19 protein-coding genes and 1 pseudogene are annotated in these 23,117 nt (G+C 62.9%); 5 read left to right on the forward strand and 15 right to left on the reverse strand.

The annotated features are described in order from the left end of the window. Together X730_RS142865 and X730_RS142860 are read right to left on the reverse strand one after the other, a co-directional pair. Positions 1-896, reverse strand: a pseudogene (locus tag X730_RS142865) (hypothetical protein); the annotation flags it as partial. 75 nt (positions 897-971) lie between these two features. Then, entirely contained in the window at positions 972-2,345 is a 1,374-nt protein-coding gene (locus X730_RS142860; protein ID WP_023827008.1) for an adenylosuccinate synthase, read from the reverse strand. 208 nt (positions 2,346-2,553) lie between these two features. Here X730_RS142860 and X730_RS142855 point away from each other — a divergent pair, with 208 nt between their 5' ends. Both X730_RS142855 and X730_RS142850 read left to right on the forward strand, forming a co-directional pair. Continuing rightward, on the forward strand, positions 2,554-3,459 hold the full coding sequence (locus X730_RS142855; protein WP_023827009.1) for a DMT family transporter: 906 nt from the start codon (positions 2,554-2,556) through the stop codon (positions 3,457-3,459). Positions 3,460-3,564: 105 nt separating this feature from the next. Continuing rightward, the gene (locus X730_RS142850) at positions 3,565-4,029 is read left to right on the forward strand and encodes a DUF2231 domain-containing protein (protein ID WP_023755561.1); all 465 of its coding nucleotides are present in this window, start codon (positions 3,565-3,567) and stop codon (positions 4,027-4,029) included. A 63-nt stretch (positions 4,030-4,092) separates the two neighbouring features. On the opposite strand, the gene serA is transcribed toward X730_RS142850, so the two are convergent. The 5 genes from serA to glmM form a co-directional block, all read right to left on the reverse strand. Further along, a complete protein-coding gene (serA, locus tag X730_RS142845; protein ID WP_023673587.1) occupies positions 4,093-5,694 on the reverse strand; it encodes a phosphoglycerate dehydrogenase in 1,602 nt (533 codons plus the stop codon). 58 nt (positions 5,695-5,752) lie between these two features. Further along, positions 5,753-6,928 carry a phosphoserine transaminase gene (locus X730_RS142840; RefSeq protein WP_023827010.1) on the reverse strand — a complete coding sequence of 392 codons (1,176 nt, stop codon included), beginning with the start codon at positions 6,926-6,928 and terminating at the stop codon, positions 5,753-5,755. A gap of 201 nt (positions 6,929-7,129) precedes the next feature. Then, the gene (locus X730_RS142835) at positions 7,130-7,990 is read right to left on the reverse strand and encodes an outer membrane beta-barrel protein (protein ID WP_023694608.1); all 861 of its coding nucleotides are present in this window, start codon (positions 7,988-7,990) and stop codon (positions 7,130-7,132) included. Positions 7,991-8,220: 230 nt separating this feature from the next. After that, entirely contained in the window at positions 8,221-9,066 is an 846-nt protein-coding gene (locus X730_RS142830) for an outer membrane protein (protein ID WP_023673590.1), read from the reverse strand. Positions 9,067-9,317: 251 nt separating this feature from the next. Then, positions 9,318-10,670: a phosphoglucosamine mutase gene (gene glmM / locus X730_RS142825; RefSeq protein ID WP_023704880.1), complete on the reverse strand. Its 1,353-nt coding sequence runs from the start codon at positions 10,668-10,670 to the stop codon at positions 9,318-9,320. A 343-nt stretch (positions 10,671-11,013) separates the two neighbouring features. Between glmM and X730_RS142820 the strand changes: the two genes are divergently transcribed. Both X730_RS142820 and X730_RS142815 read left to right on the forward strand, forming a co-directional pair. After that, a complete protein-coding gene (locus tag X730_RS142820; protein ID WP_023755560.1) occupies positions 11,014-12,018 on the forward strand; it encodes a hypothetical protein in 1,005 nt (334 codons plus the stop codon). 239 nt (positions 12,019-12,257) lie between these two features. Continuing rightward, a complete protein-coding gene (locus tag X730_RS142815; protein WP_023726188.1) occupies positions 12,258-12,710 on the forward strand; it encodes a hypothetical protein in 453 nt (150 codons plus the stop codon). Positions 12,711-12,783: 73 nt separating this feature from the next. Here X730_RS142815 and X730_RS142810 read toward each other — a convergent pair whose 3' ends face one another. Both X730_RS142810 and X730_RS142805 read right to left on the reverse strand, forming a co-directional pair. Further along, complete coding sequence (locus X730_RS142810) at positions 12,784-13,659, reverse strand: NAD(P)-binding domain-containing protein (protein WP_023726187.1); 876 nt, start codon at positions 13,657-13,659, stop codon at positions 12,784-12,786. Positions 13,660-13,687: 28 nt separating this feature from the next. Further along, positions 13,688-14,452: an SDR family oxidoreductase gene (locus X730_RS142805; RefSeq protein WP_023726186.1), complete on the reverse strand. Its 765-nt coding sequence runs from the start codon at positions 14,450-14,452 to the stop codon at positions 13,688-13,690. Positions 14,453-14,667: 215 nt separating this feature from the next. On the opposite strand from X730_RS142805, the gene X730_RS142800 reads away from it, so the two are divergent. After that, positions 14,668-15,006 carry a helix-turn-helix domain-containing protein gene (locus tag X730_RS142800; RefSeq protein WP_023703179.1) on the forward strand — a complete coding sequence of 113 codons (339 nt, stop codon included), beginning with the start codon at positions 14,668-14,670 and terminating at the stop codon, positions 15,004-15,006. Between the two features lie 66 nt (positions 15,007-15,072). Here the strand turns inward: X730_RS142800 and ftsH are convergent, their stop codons facing one another. The 6 genes from ftsH to X730_RS142770 all read right to left on the reverse strand — a co-directional run bounded on the left by ftsH (position 15,073) and on the right by X730_RS142770 (position 23,110). Then, the gene (ftsH, locus tag X730_RS142795; protein ID WP_023673598.1) at positions 15,073-16,998 is read right to left on the reverse strand and encodes an ATP-dependent zinc metalloprotease FtsH; all 1,926 of its coding nucleotides are present in this window, start codon (positions 16,996-16,998) and stop codon (positions 15,073-15,075) included. Between the two features lie 103 nt (positions 16,999-17,101). After that, positions 17,102-18,508 (reverse strand): tRNA lysidine(34) synthetase TilS, encoded by a 1,407-nt coding sequence (tilS, locus tag X730_RS142790; RefSeq protein ID WP_023824258.1) that lies wholly within the window; start codon positions 18,506-18,508, stop codon positions 17,102-17,104. Between the two features lie 51 nt (positions 18,509-18,559). Then, a complete protein-coding gene (gene ybgF / locus X730_RS142785; RefSeq protein ID WP_023694601.1) occupies positions 18,560-19,642 on the reverse strand; it encodes a tol-pal system protein YbgF in 1,083 nt (360 codons plus the stop codon). Between the two features lie 211 nt (positions 19,643-19,853). Next, positions 19,854-20,360 carry a peptidoglycan-associated lipoprotein Pal gene (gene pal, locus X730_RS142780; RefSeq protein WP_027050585.1) on the reverse strand — a complete coding sequence of 169 codons (507 nt, stop codon included), beginning with the start codon at positions 20,358-20,360 and terminating at the stop codon, positions 19,854-19,856. A 249-nt stretch (positions 20,361-20,609) separates the two neighbouring features. Then, entirely contained in the window at positions 20,610-21,914 is a 1,305-nt protein-coding gene (gene tolB / locus X730_RS142775) for a Tol-Pal system beta propeller repeat protein TolB (RefSeq protein WP_023673841.1), read from the reverse strand. Between the two features lie 38 nt (positions 21,915-21,952). Continuing rightward, complete coding sequence (locus X730_RS142770; protein WP_023673842.1) at positions 21,953-23,110, reverse strand: energy transducer TonB; 1,158 nt, start codon at positions 23,108-23,110, stop codon at positions 21,953-21,955. Positions 23,111-23,117 lie beyond the last annotated feature (7 nt).

Genomic DNA, 23,117 nt, shown 5'->3' on the forward strand with positions numbered 1-23,117 from the left:
GGCGCTGGAGCCGCAGGTGGCGCTGGAGCCGGGGGTGGCGGTGTGGTCAGCGCGGCGACGGACTCGCCCTCGCCGATGCCGCTTTGACCGGCCGCGGGACCGGGGTCGGTTTCACCGCCTTCGGGCGACAGGCGCTGGGTGAACTTCGTTCCCTCGCCGGCAGCGGCCGGTGCCGGTGCATCGGCCGCGGGCTTGGCCGGCGCCGGCTTTACCAGCGGTTCGGTCGAGACCGTCTTGGTGTCGCCGCCGAGGCCCAGCATCGAGCCAAAGGCATCCTTGTTCAGCCAGATGCCATAGCCGCCGCCGGCGACCACCAGAAGCGCGACGACAGCCGCGATCAACCCGCCATAGCTGCGCCTGCGCTCGGCTGGGCGCAGGCGCTGGAACGTGTCCGCCGCCGGCTGCTCGTCATTGGCAAAGACATCGGCGCTATCGTCGTCGGCGTCCAGCTCCACGGCTTGCTTGTCGATGGTTTCTGCACGCGCCGCAGGCGACGGCGGTGTCGGCGCGGGCCTCTGCCAGCTCGGCTCTGTCCTGGCGGTCGGCGCCGGCTGCACGGGTTTCGCCGGCTGCCAGGCCGGCGCAGGCGTGGCGGAAGGCTTTACATGACTGGACTGGTTCTTGTTGCGGTCTATGGAGGAGAAGATGTGCTCCAGCTCCGCCAGCGGATCGGATGCCGGCACCGCCCTGGCATAGTCGCGCTCGACGCTCGAGATGGCATCTTCCAGGGATCGCTTCTGCGTGCTTATGGCTTCGGCGGCCAGCGGCGGCGAATACTCCGCAAGCTTCTTCGCCAGCATGGTACGAACGCTTTCATAGATCCGCGTACGCTTTTCGGGCGTTTCGTCGCCGTGCTTGTCGAGCGCCTTTTTCAGAATAGCAACGAAATCTGCCATGCTTCAGTCGACCTGTATTTGTTTCCGCGCCGGCCCCCGCAAATCGGCCGCGATGCCCGGAAAGGCTTCAGAAAACTAGTCTTGAAACGGATCGGTCACAAGTATCGTGTCGTCCCGTTCCGGGCTGGTGGAAAGGAGCGCGACGGGTGCGCCGATCAGCTCCTCGATGTAACGGACGTATTTGACGGCCTGCGCCGGAAGGTCGTTCCAGCTGCGCGCGCCGGCGGTGGTGCCTTTCCAGCCTTCGAGCGTCTCGTAGNCGGCCTGCGCCGGAAGGTCGTTCCAGCTGCGCGCGCCGGCGGTGGTGCCTTTCCAGCCTTCGAGCGTCTCGTAGACCGGCTCGACACGCGCCTGCGCGCCCTGGCTGGCCGGCAGATAGTCGATCGTTTCGCCGTCGAGACGGTAGCCGGTGCAGACCTTGATCTCATCCAGCCCGTCGAGCACGTCGAGCTTGGTCAACGCGATGCCCTTGATGCCGTTGACGGCGACGGCCTGGCGCACCAGCACGGCGTCGAACCAGCCGCAACGGCGTTTGCGCCCGGTGACGACGCCGAATTCGTGGCCACGCGTACCGAGAAATTCGCCGATCTCGTTCTTCTGCTCGGTCGGGAACGGGCCTTCGCCGACACGCGTCGTATAGGCCTTGGTGATGCCCAGGACATAGCCGATGGCGCCGGGGCCCACCCCCGAGCCGGCGGCTGCCTGGCCGGCAACGGTGTTGGACGAGGTAACGAACGGATATGTGCCGTGGTCGATGTCGAGCAGCGTGCCTTGCGCGCCCTCGAACAGGATGCGTTCGCCGGCGCGGCGCTTGTCGTCGAGGATTTTCCAGACGCGGTCCATATAGGGCAGGATCTCATCGGCGACCGAGGTCAGCTCGGTCATGATCGCCTCATGCGTGACTTCGCCATGGCCAAGCCCGCGACGCAGCGCATTGTGATGCGTCAGCAGCCTGTCGACCTTGAGGGGCAGCGTTTCCAAATCCGCCAGATCCATCACCCGAACCGCGCGCCGGCCCACCTTGTCTTCATAGGCTGGGCCGATGCCACGACGCGTCGTGCCAATTTTCGTCCCGGAATTGGAGGCGGCGTCCTCGCGGAATCCGTCCAGCTCCCGGTGCAGCGACAGGATAAGCGCGGTGTTTTCGGCTATTTTCAGGCGGTCCGGCGTGACCTCGACGCCTTGCGCCTTGAGTTTTGCCACTTCGGCGACAAAGGCGTGCGGGTCGAAGACGACGCCATTGCCGATGATCGACAGCTTGCCTTGCCGCACCACGCCCGACGGCAGCAGCGACAGTTTGTAGACCTTGCCATCGACGACCAGCGTATGGCCGGCATTGTGGCCGCCCTGGAAGCGCACGACCACGTCGGCGCGCTCCGACAACCAGTCGACGATCTTGCCCTTGCCTTCGTCGCCCCATTGCGAGCCGACGACCACCACATTGGCCATGTTTCTTTTCCCTTGAGATGCCGCCCTGGCGGCCTGGATATGGTTCGAAACGACAGGCCTCTATAGCGTCAAGACCTCGCAAGCGCGACCTTTCTTTGCCGTCGAAAATGCCCTGAGGCACAACAATTTTCGGCTTTGACATCATTTACTTGCGTCGGCGGGGGCAATAGGCCGGCAAACACAACTTCCCAGGCGGCCGGAATCCCGCATGCATCGACGCGCCTACCTTTTCCTGCTGCTGACCACCCTGCTGTGGGGCGGCAATTCCGTCGCCGGCAAGCTGGCGGTCGATCACGTCTCGCCGATGACGCTGGTCTTCCTGCGCTGGGTGCTGGCCGTCGCGATCCTGCTGCCGATCGGCTGGCGCACGATCAGGGAGGACTGGCAGGTGGTGCGCAAACACTGGTTCGTGCTGGCTGCACTTGGCGCCAGCGGCTTCACTCTGTTCAACACCATTTTTTACACCGCGCTCAACTACACGACCGCGATCAATGTCTCGATCGAACAGGCGGCGATGCCGGTCTTGATCATCATTGCCAATTTCTTCTTCTTCCGCCTGCGCGTGAGCTGGGCGCAGATTGCGGGCGTGGTGCTGACCATCTTCGGTGTCATCTTGACTGCCTGCCACGGCGATCCGCGCCGGCTGCTCACATTGGAACTCAATTTCGGCGACGCCATCATGCTGGTCGCGGTCGTCCTCTACAGCGGTTATTCGGTCGGGCTGCGGCTGAAGCCGGTGATGCGCTGGCAGAGCCTGATGTTGTCCCTGGCGATCGCTGCCCTCATCACCTCGCTGCCGTTCTTCCTGTGGGAGGTCGCCGCCGGCAAGGTTATCGTCCCCGATATCAGCGGCTGGCTGGTCATCGTCTATACCGCGATCGGCGCTTCGGTCATTTCGCAGATCACTTACATCAGGGGCAACGAACTGATCGGCGCCAACCGTGCCGGGCTGTTCATCAATCTGGTGCCGATCTTCGGCACGCTGCTGTCAGTGCTGATCGTCGGCGAGACATTCCAGCTCTACCAGGCGCTGGCGCTTGCCCTGGTGCTGGGCGGCATTTCGCTCGCCGAATACAGCGGGCGCAAGATGTCGGCACCGAACCGCTGCGGATAACATTTGGCCGCTGCCGCGCTGCGCCGCCGTCGGGATAACTGCTGCCGCGCGCCGACCTGGAACATTTTACCTCTGGCGGAGTTTGCTGGGGAGGGAGGCAACAAGATGAGCCACAACCCTCGCAGCACAGCAAGCATTGCCGGTCACCCCATTCATCCAATGCTGATTCCGTTTCCGATCGCCTTCTTTGTCGGCACCTTCGTTTGCGATCTGATTTTCTGGCAAACAGCCGATCCAGGGTGGGTCACCGGATCGCTTTGGCTTCTCGGCGCCGGCCTGATCATGGGCGCCTTGGCCGCTCTTACCGGCCTGACGGATGTTCTCGGCGATGTTCAGATCCGCAATCTCACGACGGCATGGCTCCATGCCGGCGGCAACGTGCTCGTCGTGCTGATCGAGCTTTATAACTGGTACTCTCGTTATGTCGGTGGAGCGGCGGCTGTGATCCCGACCGGCTTTATCTTGTCGCTGATCGTGGTTCTGATCCTGCTGTTTACAGGGTGGAAGGGCTGGGAACTGGTCTATCGGCATCGCGTGGGCGTCTCCGACGGCTCAGACGAATTGACCTGAACCGGCCTCTGCGACGGCCGCCCAATGATGGGGGGAGGACCGCCGCATCCGCCACGCCGTCAACTACATTGCGTTGACGTCGAACTGCAGCCGCTTGGCCGAGTCGATGGACTTGTGCGCCTTGACCTGTTCCAGCACTTTCTCCGGGAACGGCGCGTCGAGATAGAGCAGCGCGATCGCGTCGCCGCCCGGCCGGTTGCGGCCGAGCTGGAAGTTGGCGATGTTGACGCCGTTCTCGCCGCACACCGTGCCGAGCAGGCCGATAATGCCGGGCGCATCGGCATTGGTTGTGTAGAGCATGTGCTGGCCGACCTCGGCGTCGAGATTGATGCCCTTGATCTGGATGAAGCGCGGCTTGCCGTCGGAGAAGCAGGTGCCGGCGATCGAGCGCGTCATGTGCTCGGTCTTCACCGTCAGCTTGATGTAGCCGTCGAACACGCCCGACTTGTCGCGCTTGACCTCGGCGACGATGATGCCGCGCTCCTTCACCATGATCGGCGCCGACACCATATTGACGTCGGCGACCTGCGGCCGGATCAGTCCGGCAAGCGTGGCACTGATCAAGGCACGCGTGTTCATCGTCGCGGTCGAGCCGTCGAACAGGATCTCGACCTCGTTGATCGGGTCCTCGGTGACCTGGCCGACAAAGGCGCCGAGCACTTCGGCGAGCTTGACGAACGGTTTTAGCCGCGGTGCTTCCTCGGCCGTGATCGAGGGCATGTTGATGGCATTCGAAACCGCACCCTTGATCAGATAGTCGGCCATCTGCTCGGCTACTTGCAGCGCAACATTTTCCTGTGCTTCCGCTGTCGAGGCGCCGAGATGCGGCGTTGCCACCACATTCTCCATGCCGAACAGCGCGTTGTTCTCCGCCGGTTCGACCTCGAACACATCGACGCCGGCGCCCGCCACCTTGCCGCTCTTCAGCGCCGCGACCAGGTCGGCTTCGACGATGAGCCCGCCACGCGCGCAATTGATGATGCGCACGCCGTTCTTCATTTTGGCGATCGCCGCCGCGTCGATGATGTTGCGCGTCTTGTCGGTCAGCGGCGTGTGCAGCGTGATGAAATCGGCGCGGGCGAAAAGCTCGTCCAGCTCGACCTTGTCGACGCCGAGTTCCTCGGCGCGCTTGTCCGACAGGAACGGATCGAAGGCGACGACATGCATCTTCAGGCCGACGCCGCGCGTGGCAACGATCGAGCCGATATTGCCGCAGCCGATGACGCCCAGCGTCTTGCCGGTGATCTCGACGCCCATGAAGCGGTTCTTTTCCCATTTGCCGGCATGGGTCGAGGCATTGGCCTCCGGGATCTGCCGGGCGAGTGCAAAGATCATCGCCACCGCATGTTCGGCCGTGGTGATCGAATTGCCGAAGGGCGTGTTCATCACGATGATGCCCTTGCGGCTCGCCGCGGGGATGTCGACATTGTCGACACCGATGCCGGCGCGGCCGACGACCTTGAGTCTTGTCGCTGCGTTGATCAGTTTTTCCGTGACCTTGGTCGCCGAGCGGATGGCAAGGCCATCATACTGGCCGATGACTTCGAGCAGCTTTTCCTTGTCCTTGCCGAGATCGGGCAAATAGTCGACCTCGATACCGCGGTCCTTGAATATCTGGACGGCGGTGGTGGAGAGTTTGTCAGAGACGAGAACGCGGGGCGCCATGGCGGCCTCCTTGAACTGGATTGTCGGGAAAGGGCGGCCCGCAGGCCACCACGAAATCTCAGGCTGCGGCCTTCAGCGAAGCCTTCTGCGTGGCGAAGGCCCAGTCGAGCCAAGGCAGCAGCGCTTCGAGATCGGAGGTCTCGACGGTGGCGCCGCACCAGATGCGCAGACCGGGAGGTGCGTCACGATAGGAGCCGATGTCGTACGCGACGCCTTCCTTGTCGAGCACAGAGACGATCGCCTTGGCGAAAGCCGCCTGCCCGTCGGCGTCGAGCGCCGCGACATCGGCGTCGGTGAAGGACAGACATACGGACGTGTTGGACCGTGTCGCCGCATCGAACGCGAGATGGCCGAGCCAGGACGACTTGTCGACAAAGCCATCGAGCACGGCGGCATTGGCATCGGCTCTGGCAATCAACGCATCGAGACCGCCGATCGACTTCGCCCAATGAAGCGCATCGAGATAGTCCTCGACGCACAGCATCGACGGCGTATTGATGGTCTCGCCGTTGAAGATGCCTTCGATCAGCTTGCCGCCCGAGGTCAGGCGGAAGATTTTCGGCAGCGGCCACGCCGGCTTGTAGGTTTCCAGTCGCTCGACGGCGCGAGGCGACAGGATCAGCATGCCGTGTGCGCCCTCGCCGCCCAGCACTTTCTGCCAGGAGAAGGTGACGACATCGAGCTTCTGAAAATCGAGCCTCTGCGCGAATGCGGCCGAGGTCGCGTCGCAGATGGTCAGACCTTTGCGGTCGGCTGGAATGAAATCGCCATTTGGCGCGCGCACGCCTGAGGTCGTGCCGTTCCAGGTGAAGACCACATCGCGGTCGAAATCGATCTTGGTGAGATCCGGCAGTTCGCCATAGCCTGCCTCGATCTTTCTGATATCGGCGAGCTTCAGCTGCTTGACGACATCGGTCACCCAGCCCGAGCCAAAGCTTTCCCATGCCACCATGTCGACACCGCGTTCACCGAGCAGCGACCACAGCGCCATCTCGACAGCACCCGTGTCCGACGCCGGCACGATGCCGATACGGTAATCCGCCGGAACCTGGAGAATTTCGCGCGTCAGCTCGATCGCCTGTTCGAGCTTGGTCTTGCCGATCTTGGCGCGGTGGGAACGGCCGAGCGCGGCATTCTTCAGCGCCTCGACCGACCAGCCGGGGCGTTTTGCGCAGGGACCTGAGGAGAAATTGGGGTTTGCCGGACGGAGTCCGGGCTTCGTATGCGTCGTCATCGTGGTCTATCCTTCCAGATAGTGGCCCCTCGTTGGGGAGGGGTGGCCCACGGACGGCGATATGCGTTCAGCCCTCAGGCGTCAAGAGGAAAGTTTTTGTCGCTGACAAGATAGAAGAAGTCCGGGATCAGGATGTCGTGAGCCCAAACGCAAACGGCGGATCGAAGAGATCCGCCGTCGGGTTTCGTATCTGCAGCCAGCCTACCAGAGGTCGTAGCGCAGCCCGAGCTTGACCGTCTGATAATTGATGCCCTTGTGGATGTTGAAGGCGCCGCTGTCATAAGCGACGTATTTGGCGCCCGGCACCGAGAAATATTCGTAGCCAAGGTCAACCGACACGTTCTTGGCCACCTGATAGGAAAGACCGCCCCCGATCGAATAAGCAAGGTTGAATTTGCCCTCTTTATCCGTTGCACCCTCGTAGCCGGCCGGATCATCACAAGAGAACCCGCCCGTGCCGGACGAATTGGGGGCCACTTCCACGCAATCCTTCGCCCCAATGCTCCTGTAATATTTATTGTATGCGACACCGACCCCTCCGCCAAGATATGGAGTGATTCCAACATAGGTGCCGAGATCGACATAGCCATTGGCCATGATGCTGTAGCCTTTGTTGGAAGCATTGTCGGAAAGATCGCATGCCTGCGTAGCCGCGACGGAATTGATGGTGCCAAAACCGTCGTCCACAAGCGTATGGCCGTCGCAAGTGGCTGCCAACTTGGCGTGTTCCCCGAATTTGTCGGTCGGAAGAATCCCGCCGTTCAGCTCGACCCGAAGATAGTCGTTGACATGATACCCCATACCGAAACTGCCTGTGAAAAGGCTGCTCTCATCGGTAAAGCTGTTAAGCGGGCCGGTTGTCGCTTCCTCATGCTCGAAGGGATGGCTGAACGCGTAGCCGACATCCCCCCGCAGATACCAGCCCGAGCCGACCTCGACCGGTTGATAGTCCGGCGCCTGATCGACATAGATCGGCGGGTCGTAGTCCGCGGCTTGCGCCGGCGTCAGCAGCGCTAGCGCGAGTGCGGCAAGTGCCGGCGCTGTCAGCAATTTGAAATTCATGGGTCCCCGGCTCCTGAAATTGGCGCTCTTCATTTTGATCGCAAGCGCCGTTTCAGTGGGCATTGTTAACCATAGTGGTTAAGTGCGGGTTAAGGATAACGCGACGTTACCGACTTGATTTCGATAGGCTTTCTCCTCCGCACGCCGCGGCCTGGAAGTGCACCGCAATCGGCAAACAAAAACCGCCCGGCATGGCCGGGCGGTTCGCAAATTCCTGGATTTCGAAGCGACTACTTGGTGTAGACCGGCTCCGGTTCGGGAACGTAGGGCTCCGGCGGCGGGGCGCAGTCCGACCGGCCGAACTGGTAGCGCAGGCCGCCGCGCACTTCGTGCACGTTGATGCCGCGATCGAAGCCCGGGCCGACATCGCTGTCGGAGGCGTAGTTGAACATCTTGCCACCATTGATGTGGCTGTAGCGATAGCCGAGATCGAGCTTGACCCGGTCGGTCAGGCAGTAGGAGGCGCCGGCCATGAGGGCATAGGCAAAGCGCCAGCCCTTGCCGCCGCTGTGCTCGAAGGAGCCATCGAGATCGGTATTGTGCAGCGTATCCCACTTGACCCAGGCACCACCGATGCCGGCGCCGACATAGGGCGTCACGCCGTGCCAGGTACCGATATCGACATAGGCATTGGCCAGGAGCAGCATCGCCGAATAGGACGATGTGTCGACGGAGGTACAAGCTATGCCGCCGCCGCAGAAACCATTGGTCGAGCCGCGGAAATTGGACTTGCCCATCCAGTCGAAGGTCAGATCGGTGCGGAAGTACCGGTTGACCTGGTAACCGACACCGGCGCCGGCCGAAAAGGAACTCTTCAACTTGCCGGAGGCGAACGAACCGGGGAGTTGGGGCGGTGCCGGGCTGTAGGTGGTGTAGTCACCACCGCGGAACTTCGACCAGTGATAGTCGATGTCGCCGCGGATGTACCAGCCGCCGAAATCGGCCGGCTGCTCGTAGGCGATCGGCGCCGGCGCCTCTTCGACCACTGGCGGCTCCGCCAGATCGGCGGCGAATACTGGCCCGGCCACGCCTGCGAACAGCGCGGCAAGGAAAGCCATTTTTGCTGCATTGAACATGTTTGTCACCCCTGAGAACCCGTCGGAACTTTGAATCCGCTCGAATGTGTTTGACCTCAGTTGTGGATAATGGATTGCAAAAGTTAAAACGCGTTTAACCCTGTCGATTAACCACGAATTCTCGACATTTTAGCGAACGGCCTCCGCCGGCATGACGCTGGGACCAACCCTGGCCGAAACAAAAAGCCCGCCTGCAGGCGGGCTTGAAGTCTTGAGCCGGCAGTTCGCCCCTGCCGTTGGAGGCAGCGCAATCAGGCGGCGCTGCGCGTTTCCGAGATGATGTCGACGATGTCGTTGACCACGGCCTCGACCAGCTGCGGGTCGTCGCCCTCGGCCATGACGCGGATCAGCGGCTCGGTGCCGGAGGGCCGGATGACCAGGCGGCCGGCCTTGCCAAGACGGTTGCGCGCATCTTCGATCGCCGCCTTGACCAAGGCTTCTTCAAGCGGCTTGCCGCCGGCGATGCGGACATTCTTCAACAGCTGCGGCACCGGCTCGAATTTCTTCGACAATTCGCTGACCGGCCGGTTCTGCCGCTTGATGCAGGCCAGCACCTGCAGCGCCGAGACCAGCCCGTCGCCAGTGGTCGAGAAATCGGACAGCACAATGTGGCCCGACTGCTCGCCGCCGACATTCAACCCATGCGCGCGCATATGCTCAACGACATAGCGGTCGCCGACCTTGGTGCGATGCAGCTGCAGCTTCATGTCGCCAAGGAAGCGTTCGAGGCCGAGATTGGACATCACCGTCGAGACGACGCCGCCGCCGGCCAGTCGCCCGCTCTGGTGCCAGGACTCGGCGATCAGCGCCATGATCTGGTCACCGTCGACGATGGTGCCGTTCTCGTCGACGATGACGACACGGTCGGCATCGCCGTCGAGTGCGATGCCGATATCGGCGCGCACTTCATGCACCTTCTTCTGCAGGCCGGCCGGATGGGTCGAGCCGCATTCCTTGTTGATGTTAAAACCGTTCGGATCGACATTGATTGCAATGACCTCGGCGCCCAGTTCCCAAAGTGCGGCAGGCGCCACCTTGTAGGCTGCGCCATTGGCGCAATCGACGACGATCCTGAGACCCGACAGCGACATCGAGCGCGGCAGCGTGCGCTTGGCGAATTCGATGTAGCGGTCATGCACGCCGTCGACGCGCTTGGCGCGGCCGAGCCCGTCGGAATCGGCGAGCGCCAGTTCGATATCCTTGTCGAGCATGCTCTCGATGCGCTCCTCGATCTCGTCGGAGAGCTTGTAGCCATCGGGACCGAACAGCTTGATGCCGTTGTCGTAATAAGGGTTGTGCGAGGCCGAGATCATGACGCCGATATCGGCGCGCAGCGAGCGCACCAGCATGGCGACCGCCGGTGTCGGGATCGGGCCGAGCAGGAACACATCCATGCCGGCCGCGCACAGGCCGGACACCATGGCGTTTTCGATCATGTAGCCGGACAGCCTGGTGTCCTTGCCGAGCACGACGCGGTGGCGATGGCTGCCGCGCTGGAACGACAGGCCGGCGGCCATGCCGACCCGCATCGCAATCTCAGCCGTCATCGGAAACTTGTTGGCGCGCCCGCGAATGCCGTCGGTGCCAAAATAACGTCCTGCCATGCTTGCCAGAATCCCCGTCGGTTTTCAGCCGGCTCGTAATGCCACAATTGGTCCGAGCCCGACTATCACATTGTGTGATTGTATATTACCAATTCTTAGAAAATCATTGTAGCAGGCTGTTCGGAGCGTTGGCAGCGTATCATGACACGGTGTTGCCGCAATATAGCATTCACACTGGGCCACACTGCGCAGATTGGGCCGGTAAGCCGGACTGTTGGAGCGGCAGATCGCAAGGGTCCATCACCTTATCGGGAGAACGCCGTTTAGCATCTGGCGCAGCCTAGCGTTGAGAGCTATTGATTGACACAGGTACAACCTATGGGCGCAGCAACGGGAGAACGCCATGCTCATCCACCGACTTGCAACTTTGACGGGTCTTGCCGTCGCAACCTTGTTCATGGCGGCGCCCGCCAGCGCGCTGACCATGGCCCAGTGTAGTACCAAGTATAATGCCGCCAAGGACGCCGGCACGCTGAACGGGCAGACCTGGAATCAGTATCGGAAGGCCGAGTGCGGCACCGACGCGGCGGCCACCACCGAGACCGCAAAGCCGGCGGCCAAGAAGGCCGCTGCGGCCAAGACGGACACGACCAAGGCCGCCGCCGCTGCTGATGACGGCGCCAAGGGTCTGACGGCCAAGGAATGCAGCGCTAAATACCAGGCTGCCAAGGCCGCCGGTACGCTCAATGGCGCAAAGTGGAACGACTTCCGCAAGACCGAATGCGCCGCCGGCGCATCCGCCGCGGCAGAACCCGCCAAGGCCACGACCAAGGCCGCAGCCACAACCGACGATGGCGCCAAGGGCCTGACGGCCAAGGAATGCAGCACCAAGTACCAGGCGGCAAAGGCCGCCGGTACGCTCAATGGCGCAAAGTGGAACGACTTCCGCAAGACCGAATGCGCCGCCGGGGCCTCGGCCGCGGCAGCACCCGCCAAGGCAACCACCAAGGCAGCTGCCGACAGCAGCGGCAAGGGCCTGAGCATGGCCGATTGCAGCGCCAAGTACCAGGCTGCCAAGTCTGCCAATACTCTGGGCGGCAAGAAGTGGAACGACTTCCGCAAGGCCGAATGCGGCGCAGGCGCAGATGACGACGACACCGTGCCCGCTCCGAGCGAGGCGACCTATACCAGCGAGCCCGAGAAGCCCTCGGTCACCGCTCCCAAGGGCGTGAAGTTCCCGGCCGCGATCTCGAAGAAATACGCCGGCGAGACGCCGGCCAAGGGCCGCATGCACACCTGCCTCGAACTCTACTACGCCAATAAGGATGCCAACACGCTGAATGGCCTGCGCTGGATCCAGAAGGGCGGCGGCTTCTACAGCCTCTGCAATGCCAAGCTGAAGAGCTGATCGCGTAGCCATATTCTCCAGACAGAGGCCCGCGCATCGCAGCATGCGCGGGCCTTTTTGTTGCGCTCGAACACACCCGGAGTTGCTCGCGTCTACATACCGCGGAAGCTGTCGGCATCATCTATCGCCCACACTGCCCACCGCCAGACATATCGGTGGTTCGCAAGATTCCAATTGAACATATGTAGAACAAATGGTATACAAAAAGACATCGAACTTTTGTCAACCAGGAGGGTCTTATGTCCAGATTGAAATTGGCGGCATTCGCTGTGACGGTATGGATTGCTTGGAGCGTCGCCCCTGCAAGCGCACTGACGATGAAGGAATGCGGCGAGGCCTATCGCACAGCCAAGGAAGGCGGCACTCTGAACGGCATGGATTGGACCGCTTTCCGCACCGAGAAATGCGCGACGTCAGCTGCGGAGAGTGCCAGTACGGATGCGGTCAAAACCCAGCCGCAGCCGGAGAAGGAAGCCAGCGCGGGGATCGCCCCCGCTGTAGCACCGACGGGCGTGACATTCCCGACCACCCTCGCCGCCGAATTCAAGACCGAGAAGCCCTCGAAGGCGCGGATGAAGACCTGCCTGCAGGGCTACCACGGCAACAAGGACGCGGGTACGTTGAACGGCCTTCGCTGGATCCAGAAGGGCGGCGGCTATTACAGCCTCTGCAACGCCAAGCTGAAGAGCTGATCGACCAGCAGCGTTTGAAGATCGAAGGCCCCCAACCGCAAGGTTGGCGGGCCTTCTCTCGGGTCTTGCCCCGTCAAGCGCCTTGTTTCGAGAGCTGGAGCAGTGCGACCAGGCTTGTAAGATCGGCATTGGCCTGGCCGGCAGCCACCCCGCGCTTCATCAGGCTTTGCATCGGCAGGACGAGTTCGGTGCTGACATCAGCCGACCTGCTGGCATCGATGAGATTGACGTAGGCATCAGCCTGCATGCCCAGATTGGAAACGACATTGCTGGTGTGATCGCCACTGTCGATCTGTTCGGCCCACTTCGGCAGCAGGCCTTGCATCGACTGAAGCCAGGAGGCCAGCAGCGGCATGAACTCGCCGGCCGGGATTCCTGCTGCGCCCGTCAATGCCAACGCCTGCAGAACGCCCGCGAACATGCCGTACATGCCGGTCAGAAGCGAGATATCATAGAGCGGCGCGAGGCCAGCATCCTCACCGAGGAATTTGCTGGTGCCGAGCGCTCCGAGCTGCCCCGAACAGGCATCGAACGCCTGGCGCGAACCGCTGTAGAGAATCAGTGCGTGCGGCCCGCCGATCATCGGCGGCACCGCCATGATGCCGCCGTCGATATAGCTGGCGCCTTGGCTCACCGCCCAGCCCGACATCGCCCGCGCCTGCTCGGGCGTGCCGTTGGTGAGATTGACCAATGTGCGGCCCGACAGCGCCTCTCGGCTTGGGCCGAGCACCTCACGAACGGTGTCATAGACAAGCAGGCACGCCACGATCAGTGGACTCGATCTGACGGCTTCCTCGACACTCTTGGCCACAATGGCGCCCTTGGCTGCCAAAGCCTCAGCCCTTGCCGGAGAACGGTTCCACACCGTCACCGCATGTCCCTGGTTCAGAAAGGCTTCGGCAAGCGCCGTGCCCATGGCGCCGAGACCGATCACTGTTATGTCGCTCATTCTGCTTCTCCTTGGTTTGGTTGCGCGGTTACGCCGGTGTCGGGCTCAGGTCCTGGCCAAGGCCACCGTCCACGGTCAGCCGCGCGCCCGTGGTGAAGGTCGCGTCGAACGCCAGGAACAGCACTGCGCGCGCCACCTCCTCCATCGTGCCGTGGCGCCTCATCGGCGTGACCGCGTCGCCGATCGCCATGAAGGCGGCCCGCTCCTCGGCCGACGCGTCGGCCACACCCATCGTCGGCGTATCGATGAAACCAGGGCTGACCACATTCACGCGGATCCGGCGCGGCAGAAGCTCGGCGGCCAGGACCTTGGCGAAGGCGCGCAGTGCCGCCTTCGATCCGGAATAGACGCTCATGCCGCCAGTGCCGGATTCGTCGGCGATCGACGAGGTGAAGACTATGGCGCCACCATCCCTGATGAGGGGCAGCAGGCGCTGCGCGGTGAAGAAAGCGCCTTTGGTGTTGATGTCGAAGGTGCGATCGTAACTGTCCTCGGTGACCCGCTCGACGGGTTCGAGATTGGCCACCCCGGCATTGACGTGAAGGAAGTCGATCTGGCCAAGCTTCTGCCCCACTTCGGCACCGAGCGTGACGATATCGGCCATGTCTGAGATATCGGACCGCACGACATGAGCTCGCGAAAACAGCTTGACTCGCGCGGCCTCGATGTTGCGCTGGTCGCGGCCGGTGACCAGGACCTCGGCGCCGCTTTCGATCAGGGCTTCGGCAACGGCGAGCCCCATGCCGTGCGTCCCGCCGATGACAACGGCCTTCTTGTTTGCGTATCGTGTCATGATCCATCCCTTTTTGACAAAATCCGGCCGCCGACGGCCTTTGCAGGTCGAAGCGAGGTACCGATATGATGTTGTGGTGTTCGCCGATGCCGGCGAGCTGGTTTGAAGCTATGGACCGGCTTGGTTTTTCTCAAGTACCGACAAAAATGTAAGCTACCCACCGATTGCTCAGAATTGGATGAAACATGGGAAAGAAACAGCCAGATAGTTGCGGATTGGGGCCGGCGCTGGAGGTCATCAGCGGCAAATGGAAGGCGCTACTGCTCTGGCAGATTCACAAGGCGCCGGCACGATTCGGTGAGCTGAAGCGGCTGGTGCCTGACATCAGCGAAAAGATGCTGATCCAACAGCTGCGCGAAATGGAGGCCGACGGCATCGTCCATCGCGAAATCTTTCCCGAGGTGCCGCCGAGGGTCGAATACTCGATTACCGAATTCGGCATCGAGCTGGACAATGCCCTGATCCCGCTGGCCAGATGGGGCAAGCAACATGCTGGCCGGACTGACGGTGTGCGCCCCGGCAAAGCAAATGCATCCGTCCCGCATGCTATTTGAGAGACCCTGAATAGCAAAACGCCGCGGATTGAGCCGCGGCGTTTTCTTGCATCAAGTGATGTCAGCTCAGCTCGACGGCTGAGGCTCCATGCCGCCTTCGGGCTCGGGACCCTTCTTGCGGCGGCCGGACTTCGGCACAGCCGAGCCGCGGCTTGTGGGGGTGTCATCCCCCAAATCTCGCGCGGGCTTCTGCCCGGCGATCAGCTGCTTGATCTCTTCGCCCGAAAGCGTCTCGTATTCGAGCAGGCCCTGCGCCAGAGCGATCCATTCCTTCTTCTTCTTGGTCAGAATGGACTTGGCCGTGACATAGGCCTCGTCGATCAGCCGGCGCACTTCGGCGTCGATGATCTGCGCGGTCTCTTCCGAGACGTTCTGCGTGCGCGCCACCGAATGGCCGAGGAAAACCTCTTCCTGGTTGTCGCCATAGGCGACATGGCCGAGCTTGTCGGAGAAGCCCCAGCGCGTGACCATGGCGCGCGCCAGCTTTGTCGCCTGCTCGATGTCCGAAGAGGCGCCGGAGGTGATGTTCTCCTTGCCGAACTTGAACTCCTCTGCGACGCGGCCGCCCATCATGATGGCAAGCCGCGAGATCATGTATTTGTAGCTCATCGAATAGCGATCGCCTTCCGGCAGCTGCATGACCATGCCGAGCGCGCGACCGCGCGGGATGATGGTCGCCTTGTGCAGCGGATCGGCCGACGGCACGTTGAGCGCCAGGATGGCGTGGCCGGCCTCGTGATAGGCCGTGAGTTCCTTTTCGGCCTGGGTCATGGCCGACGAGCGGCGCTCGGCGCCCATCATGATCTTGTCTTTGGCGTCCTCGAACTCGGCCATGGTGACAAGTCGCTTGTTGCGGCGCGCCGCCATCAGAGCGGATTCATTGACCAGGTTCATCAGGTCGGCGCCCGAGAAGCCCGGCGTGCCGCGTGCGATCACCTTGAGGTCGACATTCGGCGCCAGCGGCACGTTGCGCACATGCACCTTGAGGATCTTCTCGCGGCCGACGATGTCGGGGTTCGGCACCACCACCTGGCGGTCGAAACGGCCCGGACGCAGCAGCGCCGGGTCGAGCACGTCGGGCCGGTTGGTGGCGGCGATCAGGATGATGCTCTCGTTGGACTCGAAGCCGTCCATCTCGACCAGCAGCTGGTTCAGCGTCTGTTCGCGCTCATCATTGCCACCGCCGAGGCCGGCGCCGCGATGGCGGCCGACAGCGTCGATTTCGTCGATGAAGATGATGCAGGGAGCATTCTTCTTGGCCTGGTCGAACATGTCGCGGACACGGCTTGCGCCGACGCCGACGAACATCTCGACGAAGTCGGAACCCGAAATGGTAAAGAACGGCACATTGGCCTCGCCGGCGACGGAGCGGGCGAGCAGCGTCTTGCCGGTGCCGGGAGGTCCGACCAGAAGCACGCCGCGCGGGATCTTGCCGCCGAGGCGCTGGAACTTCTGCGGATCGCGCAGGAACTCGACGATCTCTTCCAGATCTTCCTTGGCCTCGTCGACGCCGGCGACATCCTGGAAGGTGACGCGGCCATGCGCCTCAGTGAGAAGCTTGGCCTTCGACTTGCCGAAACCCATGGCGCGGCCGGAGCCGGACTGCATCTGGCGCATGAAGAATATCCACACGCCAAGGATCAGGATCATCGGCAGGTAGGAGATCAGATAGCTGAACAGCGAGTTGGAACCGTCCGACTCAGGCCGCGCATTGATGGTGACGTTCTTGTCCTGCAGCCGCGAGACCAGCTGCGGATCGCCAGGCGAATAGGTCTGGAAGCCATTGGCGTTGTCGGCGTAGGTGCCCGTGATGCGGGCGCCGGCGATGACCACCGTCTTGACCCGGCCGGCCGCGACCTCTTGCAGGAACTGCGAATAGGGAACGTCGGTCGAGGCCCCGCGAGTCTGCGGCGTCTGGAACAGATTGAAGAGAGCAATGAGCAGGACCGCTATGATCGCCCAGAGCGCGAGATTGCGATAATTCGGATTCATCAATTGTCCCGTTGGTGCCCGCTGGGACACGCGTCATGAGAGGAAACTTGCGCCTAACATAGGGAGAGCGCCCCCCCTTGCCAAGCATAACAGCACGTCTGGGTTAAGCTTTCGCGCCATGATCAACCGGCACTGTGGCGGCCAAAGGGCAAGCCGGAACAGGCGGTGCGCCGATCAACTCGGCGACGGGCTGCGCCAACACCAGATCGAAGCAAGGCAGGAAACGGGCAAAGGGGGCAGCGGCGGGGCTGACCGCGATTGCCGCCGCCGCCGCTACATCCCCTGCAAAACCACGGCATTCGCCGCCGCGCCACAGCGCCGGTTCCGCAGCCAGGGCGGCGCGCACAAGGCTTGGCGGCGCGCCATCCCCGGCAATCGGCGTTTTGGCGGCGGCAGCGGCGCCAAGCGGCGCGATCAACCATGCACCCGGACTGTCGTCCAATGTGATCGCCCCGGCTTCGATGTGTGGCGTGATCCGCCGGCGACCGTCCCAAAGCAGAGTGCCAGCTACCGGCGCGGGACGCGGCAGGTCGCGCGATTCACGGCGCAGGAAGATGCCGTTTCGCCTGATATCGACGACCGCCCGCGACAATGTGGCGCAAAGCCGACCGGCCCGCATTTGCTCGAACAGCGCTTCGCTGCGCGCCTGGTCCGGCAACAAGGCGGTGCCGCCCGTCACCGCCAGCAGAACACGCAGCGCATAGACCGCGGCTTGCGTGTCATCCGCTTCCGCCAAACCGAGATCGAGACGGATGAGACCCCTCGCCGGCCGGCTGGCAAATTCACCGATCAGGGCGGCGGCGCGGCGACCGAGTTCCTCGCGATCGCCGGCAGCCCGCCCAGCCAGGCCGATTGCCTCGGCAAAACGCTGCCCGCTCCGGTCTTCGCCGAGCACGGCCCGGATGCGCGGGCGTTCGAAATTCGTGTCGATGTTGGTCGGATCCTCCGCCCAGCCGACATGTTCGCGCTGCAGGAAGGCGCGCAACGCCGCGCGCCGTACGCCGAGCAGCGGCCGCGCGATCCAGATCCGCCAGTCATAGAGGGTGGCCGGCGCCATGCCGGCGAGACCTCGGCCTGCAAGCTCTCGCCCGTCATTCCGCGCGACTCGCATCAGGACGGTCTCGGCCTGGTCGTCGGCGGTGTGGCCGGTCACGATCACACCGATGCCTTGCGCCTGCGCTGCCTCGGCCAGCAACCGGTAGCGCGCCTCGCGCGCCGCCGCGGGCAGGCCGGCCGACGGCTTGGCGCCGGACCAGTTGAGCGTCCGGTGCGCGATGCCGCGCTCGGCACAAAGCTTTGCCACGCTGCGCGCTTCGACTGCTGCTTCCGGACGCAGGCCGTGGTCGATCGTCACCGCCAGCAGCCGGGCTGTCGGGGCGCTGCGGTCGAGGTGAGCCTTGAGGAGAAGAAGGAGGGCGGTCGAGTCGCTGCCGCCGGACACGGCCGCAAGCGCGCCGTTGGTAAAGTCGATCTGCGAAAAATTCGAAAGGTCAGGCTCGGTATCGAGCATCAATGCATGTCGCGCAAAAGTGGTCCCGGTTCTGGGACAACACGGCAAAGACTAGCACGCCGCCAGCGCCCTCTCCTGCTTGACGCGTTCCTTGAGCGCGGCCGAAATATCGGGATAGCGCTTGCCGATCTCGCCGAAGGTGGCGCAGGCGACATCCTTCTGCTTGAGGCCGACCAGCGACACGCCAAGCTTCAGGAGCATGTCAGGCGCCTTCTTGGCCTTCGGATAGTCCTTGCTGGCGGAGAGGAAAACCTCGGCAGCGTCATGATACTTCTGCTGGCCAAGCAGCGATTCGCCAAGCCAGTAATGCGCGTCCGCCGCCTTGGCGTCCTTCGGGAAGCGGGCGATGTGGTCGCGAAAACCCTGCTCGGCGGTGCTGTAGTCGCCCGACAGGATGAACTGGTAGGAGTTGCGGTAGATCTCTTCCGGGTTGTTGGTGGCAGGCAGCGCCGCCACCACCGTGCCGTCCGACTTGCCGGTCTTAGCCCCGGCAGCCGGCGCCTCGGCGGCGGGAGCCGCACCTTCCGCCGGCGCCGCTGCCTGCGTGTTGCCGCCGGCGTCGATTACATTGCCGTTCTTGTCGACGGTAATGGTGCCGAAGGTCTTGGGCGGCGTGCCGTTGATCACCTTGCCGGGATCGCCGGTCTGCGATTCGACGATGACCTCGCCGACGCTCTGGCCGCCATCCGGCTGCGCGCCGGCATCGGCCGGCGCCTGGTCTGCCGGGGCCTCGGCGACGCCGGTGCCCGCGCCACCGTCCTGCGGCGCGGCCTCCGATTTCTTCTGGGCCGGCGGCTGCCCGCTGGAGCCGCCTTCCAACTGCTGGAAGCGGAACTCGTTGTCTTCCTGCTGCTTGCGCATCTGCTCCTGCATCTGCAGGATCTGGAAGTTGAGTTCCTCGAGCTTGCCGTTCATCTGCCGGAGCTGATCTTCCAGCCCCGCGGCGGCGGTGCCGTCCTGCTGCTGCGCGATCTGTTGCTGCTCCGGCTTCTCCTTCTTGCCGAAAATGCCGAGCGTCGGCAGATGGAAGGAAAAGCCGCTATCCGCGGGTTGTCCGGTGCCGCTCGCGGAAGCCGCGAAGCCTGATACGAGCAGCAGCGCAAGCGTGCCGCTCAAGACCGATCTGAAATGCATGTGCCTCTCGCCGTGAATATCGTGAGCCTGTTCGCGCCTTCCGATCACAGTGGGACCGGCACGACGCCCTCGGCTCTTAGCAGGAGGCGAGACTTCGGCCAAATTTTGTTTCCGGGTTTGTTTCCGGGACCGAAACTGAAAAAGGCGGCCACAAGGCCGCCTTTCGCATGGAAGTGTTGCAATTATGCGACTAAGGCCGCCGTCTTACTCATCAGGAGCCGGCGCCGGAGAGCGTGGTGACGGCGCGGCGATTCTGCGACCAGCAGGAGATGTCGTCGCAGACCGCGACCGGACGTTCCTTGCCGTAGGAAATGGTCTTCAGGCGGCTCGCCGAAACGCCCCTGGCGACCAGGAAGTCGCGGGTGGCGGCGGCGCGGCGGGCGCCGAGAGCCAGATTGTATTCACGCGTGCCGCGTTCGTCGGCATGGCCTTCGACGACGATGGCGTACTGCTTGTACTGGTTGAGCCACTGCGCCTGGCGCGACAGCGTCGTCTGCGCATCGGCGCGGATCGCGGTCGAGTCCGTGTCGAAGAAGATGCGGTCGCCAATGTTGACGGTGAAGTCCTTCGCCGAGCCGGGCGTTGCCGCACCCGCGCCGTTGAGGCCGAGCTCTTCAGCGCTGTTCGGGGTTTTCTTCGAGGCGCAACCGGTGATGGCGAGCATTGCGATCAGGGCGATCATCGCCGGGTTTCTGGTAAGTGCTGCGATACGGCCCATGCCGCCTCTCCTTCGTATTCGAGTGATCGTATTTCGAGTGATTTCGTTGATCACCCAGTAACCACGTTTGGGTTAACCGGCATTCAAGAAATACGGTTAATGTTTGGTTTCGATCGTCCGTCCACGACCTTCAAATCCACGGTCACAGTTGGCGCGGACCCTAGGCGGAAATGCGGCCGAAACGCGACTAATGAATGGAAAAGGGGCCAAACGGGCCCCTTTTTAGCAGGTGTGGCAATTCGGCCGAACCTACTCCAGCAGCGGCGACCAGGCGGGATCCGACGCGAAATTCGCGGTCGGGATCGACTGTTCGTTGCGGCCGGTGAGATCGACGGAAACCAGTTTTGGGCCGCCGGCGGAGTCGCGGAAGAACATCAGCACGCGGCCGTTGGGCGCCCAGGTCGGTCCCTCCTGCTGGAAGCCCGAGGAAAGGATGCGCTCGCCCGAACCGTCGGTCTTCATGACGCCGATCTGGAATTCGCCGCCGGTCTGCTTGGTGAAGGCGACGAGGTCGCCGCGCGGCGACCATACCGGCGTCGAATAGACGCCGTCGCCGAACGAAATGCGGGTCTGGCCCGAGCCGTCGGCGCCCATCACATAAATCTGCGCACGGCCGCCACGATCGGAAGTGAATACCACCTTGCTGCCGTCGGGCGAATAAGAGGGCGAGGTGTCGATGGCGGTCGAGTTGGTCAGCCGGGTGGTCGAGCGGCTTCGCAGGTCCATGGCGAAGATGTTGGAATTGCCGTCATCGCGCAGCAGGCTCATGATCACCTTCTGGCCGTCGGGCGAGAAGCGCGGCGCAAAGGTCATGCCGGGAAAGTTGCCGACCAGTTCGCGCTGTCCGGTCTCGATCTGCAGCAGATAGACCCGCGGCTGGCCGCTTTCATACGACATGTAAGTGATTTCCTGCCGATTCGGCGAGAAACGCGGCGTCAGCACGATCGAGCGGCCATCGGAGAGATAGCGCACATTGGCGCCGTCCTGGTCCATGATGGCGAGCCGCTTCTTACGCGCATTCTTGGCGCCGGATTCGTCGATGAAGACGACGCGTGTGTCGAAATAGCCCTTCTCGCCGGTGAGCTTCTCATAGATCGCATCGGCGATGATGTGGGCGACACGGCGTTGATTTGCGTCGTTGGCGAAAAACTGCTCCCCGGCTATCTGCTGGTTGCCAAAAATATCCCATAGTCGGTACTGGGCGCGGATTCGGCCGTCCGCCTCCTTGCTCACGCTGCCGGTGACCAGCGCCTGCGCATTGATCACCTTCCAGTCGTCGAAACGGGGCTGCGCATCCGGATTGGCGATCTTCTCGATGAAGGCGTTCTTGTCTATCGGTGCGAAGAGACCGGAGCGCTTCAGGTCGGCGGTGACGATCTCGGAAATCTGCGCGCCGAGCCCTCCCTGGAAATCTGGGATGGCGATCGGCATCGGTTCGACATTGCCTTTGTTGACGTTGAGCTCGAGGGTTGCTCGAGCAGGCAAGGTGACGACGGCGTTCATGCCCATCGCCATCGCGGCGACCATCAGGAGCGGCTTGAGGATGGATTTCATGTCTTCTCGCTTCTCTTGCTGATTTCTGGGTGCTCAGGCTACAGGCCAAGCATCGCTCTGGGATCGAAGTTGACGCGAACGTCGGACCAAATGTCATGCTTTCCGGCGGGCACCTGCAGGCCGGCGACATCGCATTTCTGCACAGCGCGAACCGCGCTGCTGTCGAATTGGGGGTTGCCGCTGGACTTCTCGACGGTCGGACGGCCCTCCAGCTTGCCGGAGGCATCCAGGCTGAAACGGATCACCACGGTGAAATCCTCAGAACCCTCAAGCCCAACCGGGAGGGTCCAGCAGCCACCGAGCTGTTCTTCCAATGCCCCTTGCTCGGACTTCGACAGCTTCTGGCCTTGATCCTTGTCGCCGCCTAGCGATGCCTGCTGGGTCGAGCGCTTGGCGCCGCCGCCGGATGGCTTCTGCTTGTCGAGCAAAGCCTTGATGTCAGCCTCATTGAACTGCTTGTCATCCGACTTCGGCTTCGACGACGCTTCCTTGACCGGCTTGTCGGTGTCCTTGCGGTCCGGAGCCTTCGCGCTTTCGGCCTGCGCCGGCTGCGGCTTCGGCCGTGCTTCGGGAGCAGGAGCGGAAGTCGGAAGCTGCGCTTCTTCCAGAGGCTGCTGATCCGATATGGCTTCGGCGACCGCATCGGGCTTCACGCGTGGCTTCGGCTCTATGGCGGCGGTCGTGTCCGGCTGCGGTGTTGGTGCAGGCTCCTTCACCGGGGTCGGCTTCGGTTCAACCTGCTTCACCGGCTCGGGCTTGACCTCTTCCTTCGGCTGCGGCTCCGGCGCCACCTCCGTCGCAGGTGTCGGCTTCGGCGCTTCCTTCGGCTTCGGCGTGTCCTCGGTCTTCGGCTTTTCGGTCGGCGTCGGCGCCGGAGCAGCCGTCGCTGTTTTCTCCACCGGCTTCGGCTTGGGCTCGTCCGTCACCGGCTTGTCGGTATCAACGCTGTTCTCGCCGATCTTCTGTGCATCTGGCACGATGTCGGGACGCTTGGTCGGCATCGGCGCCGGCTTTTCATGCATCACCGCCTTCTTGTCGCCCTGCAGCGTCTGCGCAATGGCTTCCATGGGAACGATGTCGACCGCTATCGACTCGACATCCGTGGACGGCAGCGCGGCCGGCGCCGACAGGGTGAACAGGCCGAAAGCCAGTGCCACCGTATGCAGTATCACCGATGTGGTGAGGCCGGTCTTCATCGTGCGT

It is taken from the genome of Mesorhizobium sp. L103C131B0, assembly GCF_000502275.1.
In the GTDB taxonomy this organism is placed as follows: Bacteria; Pseudomonadota; Alphaproteobacteria; order Rhizobiales; family Rhizobiaceae; genus Mesorhizobium.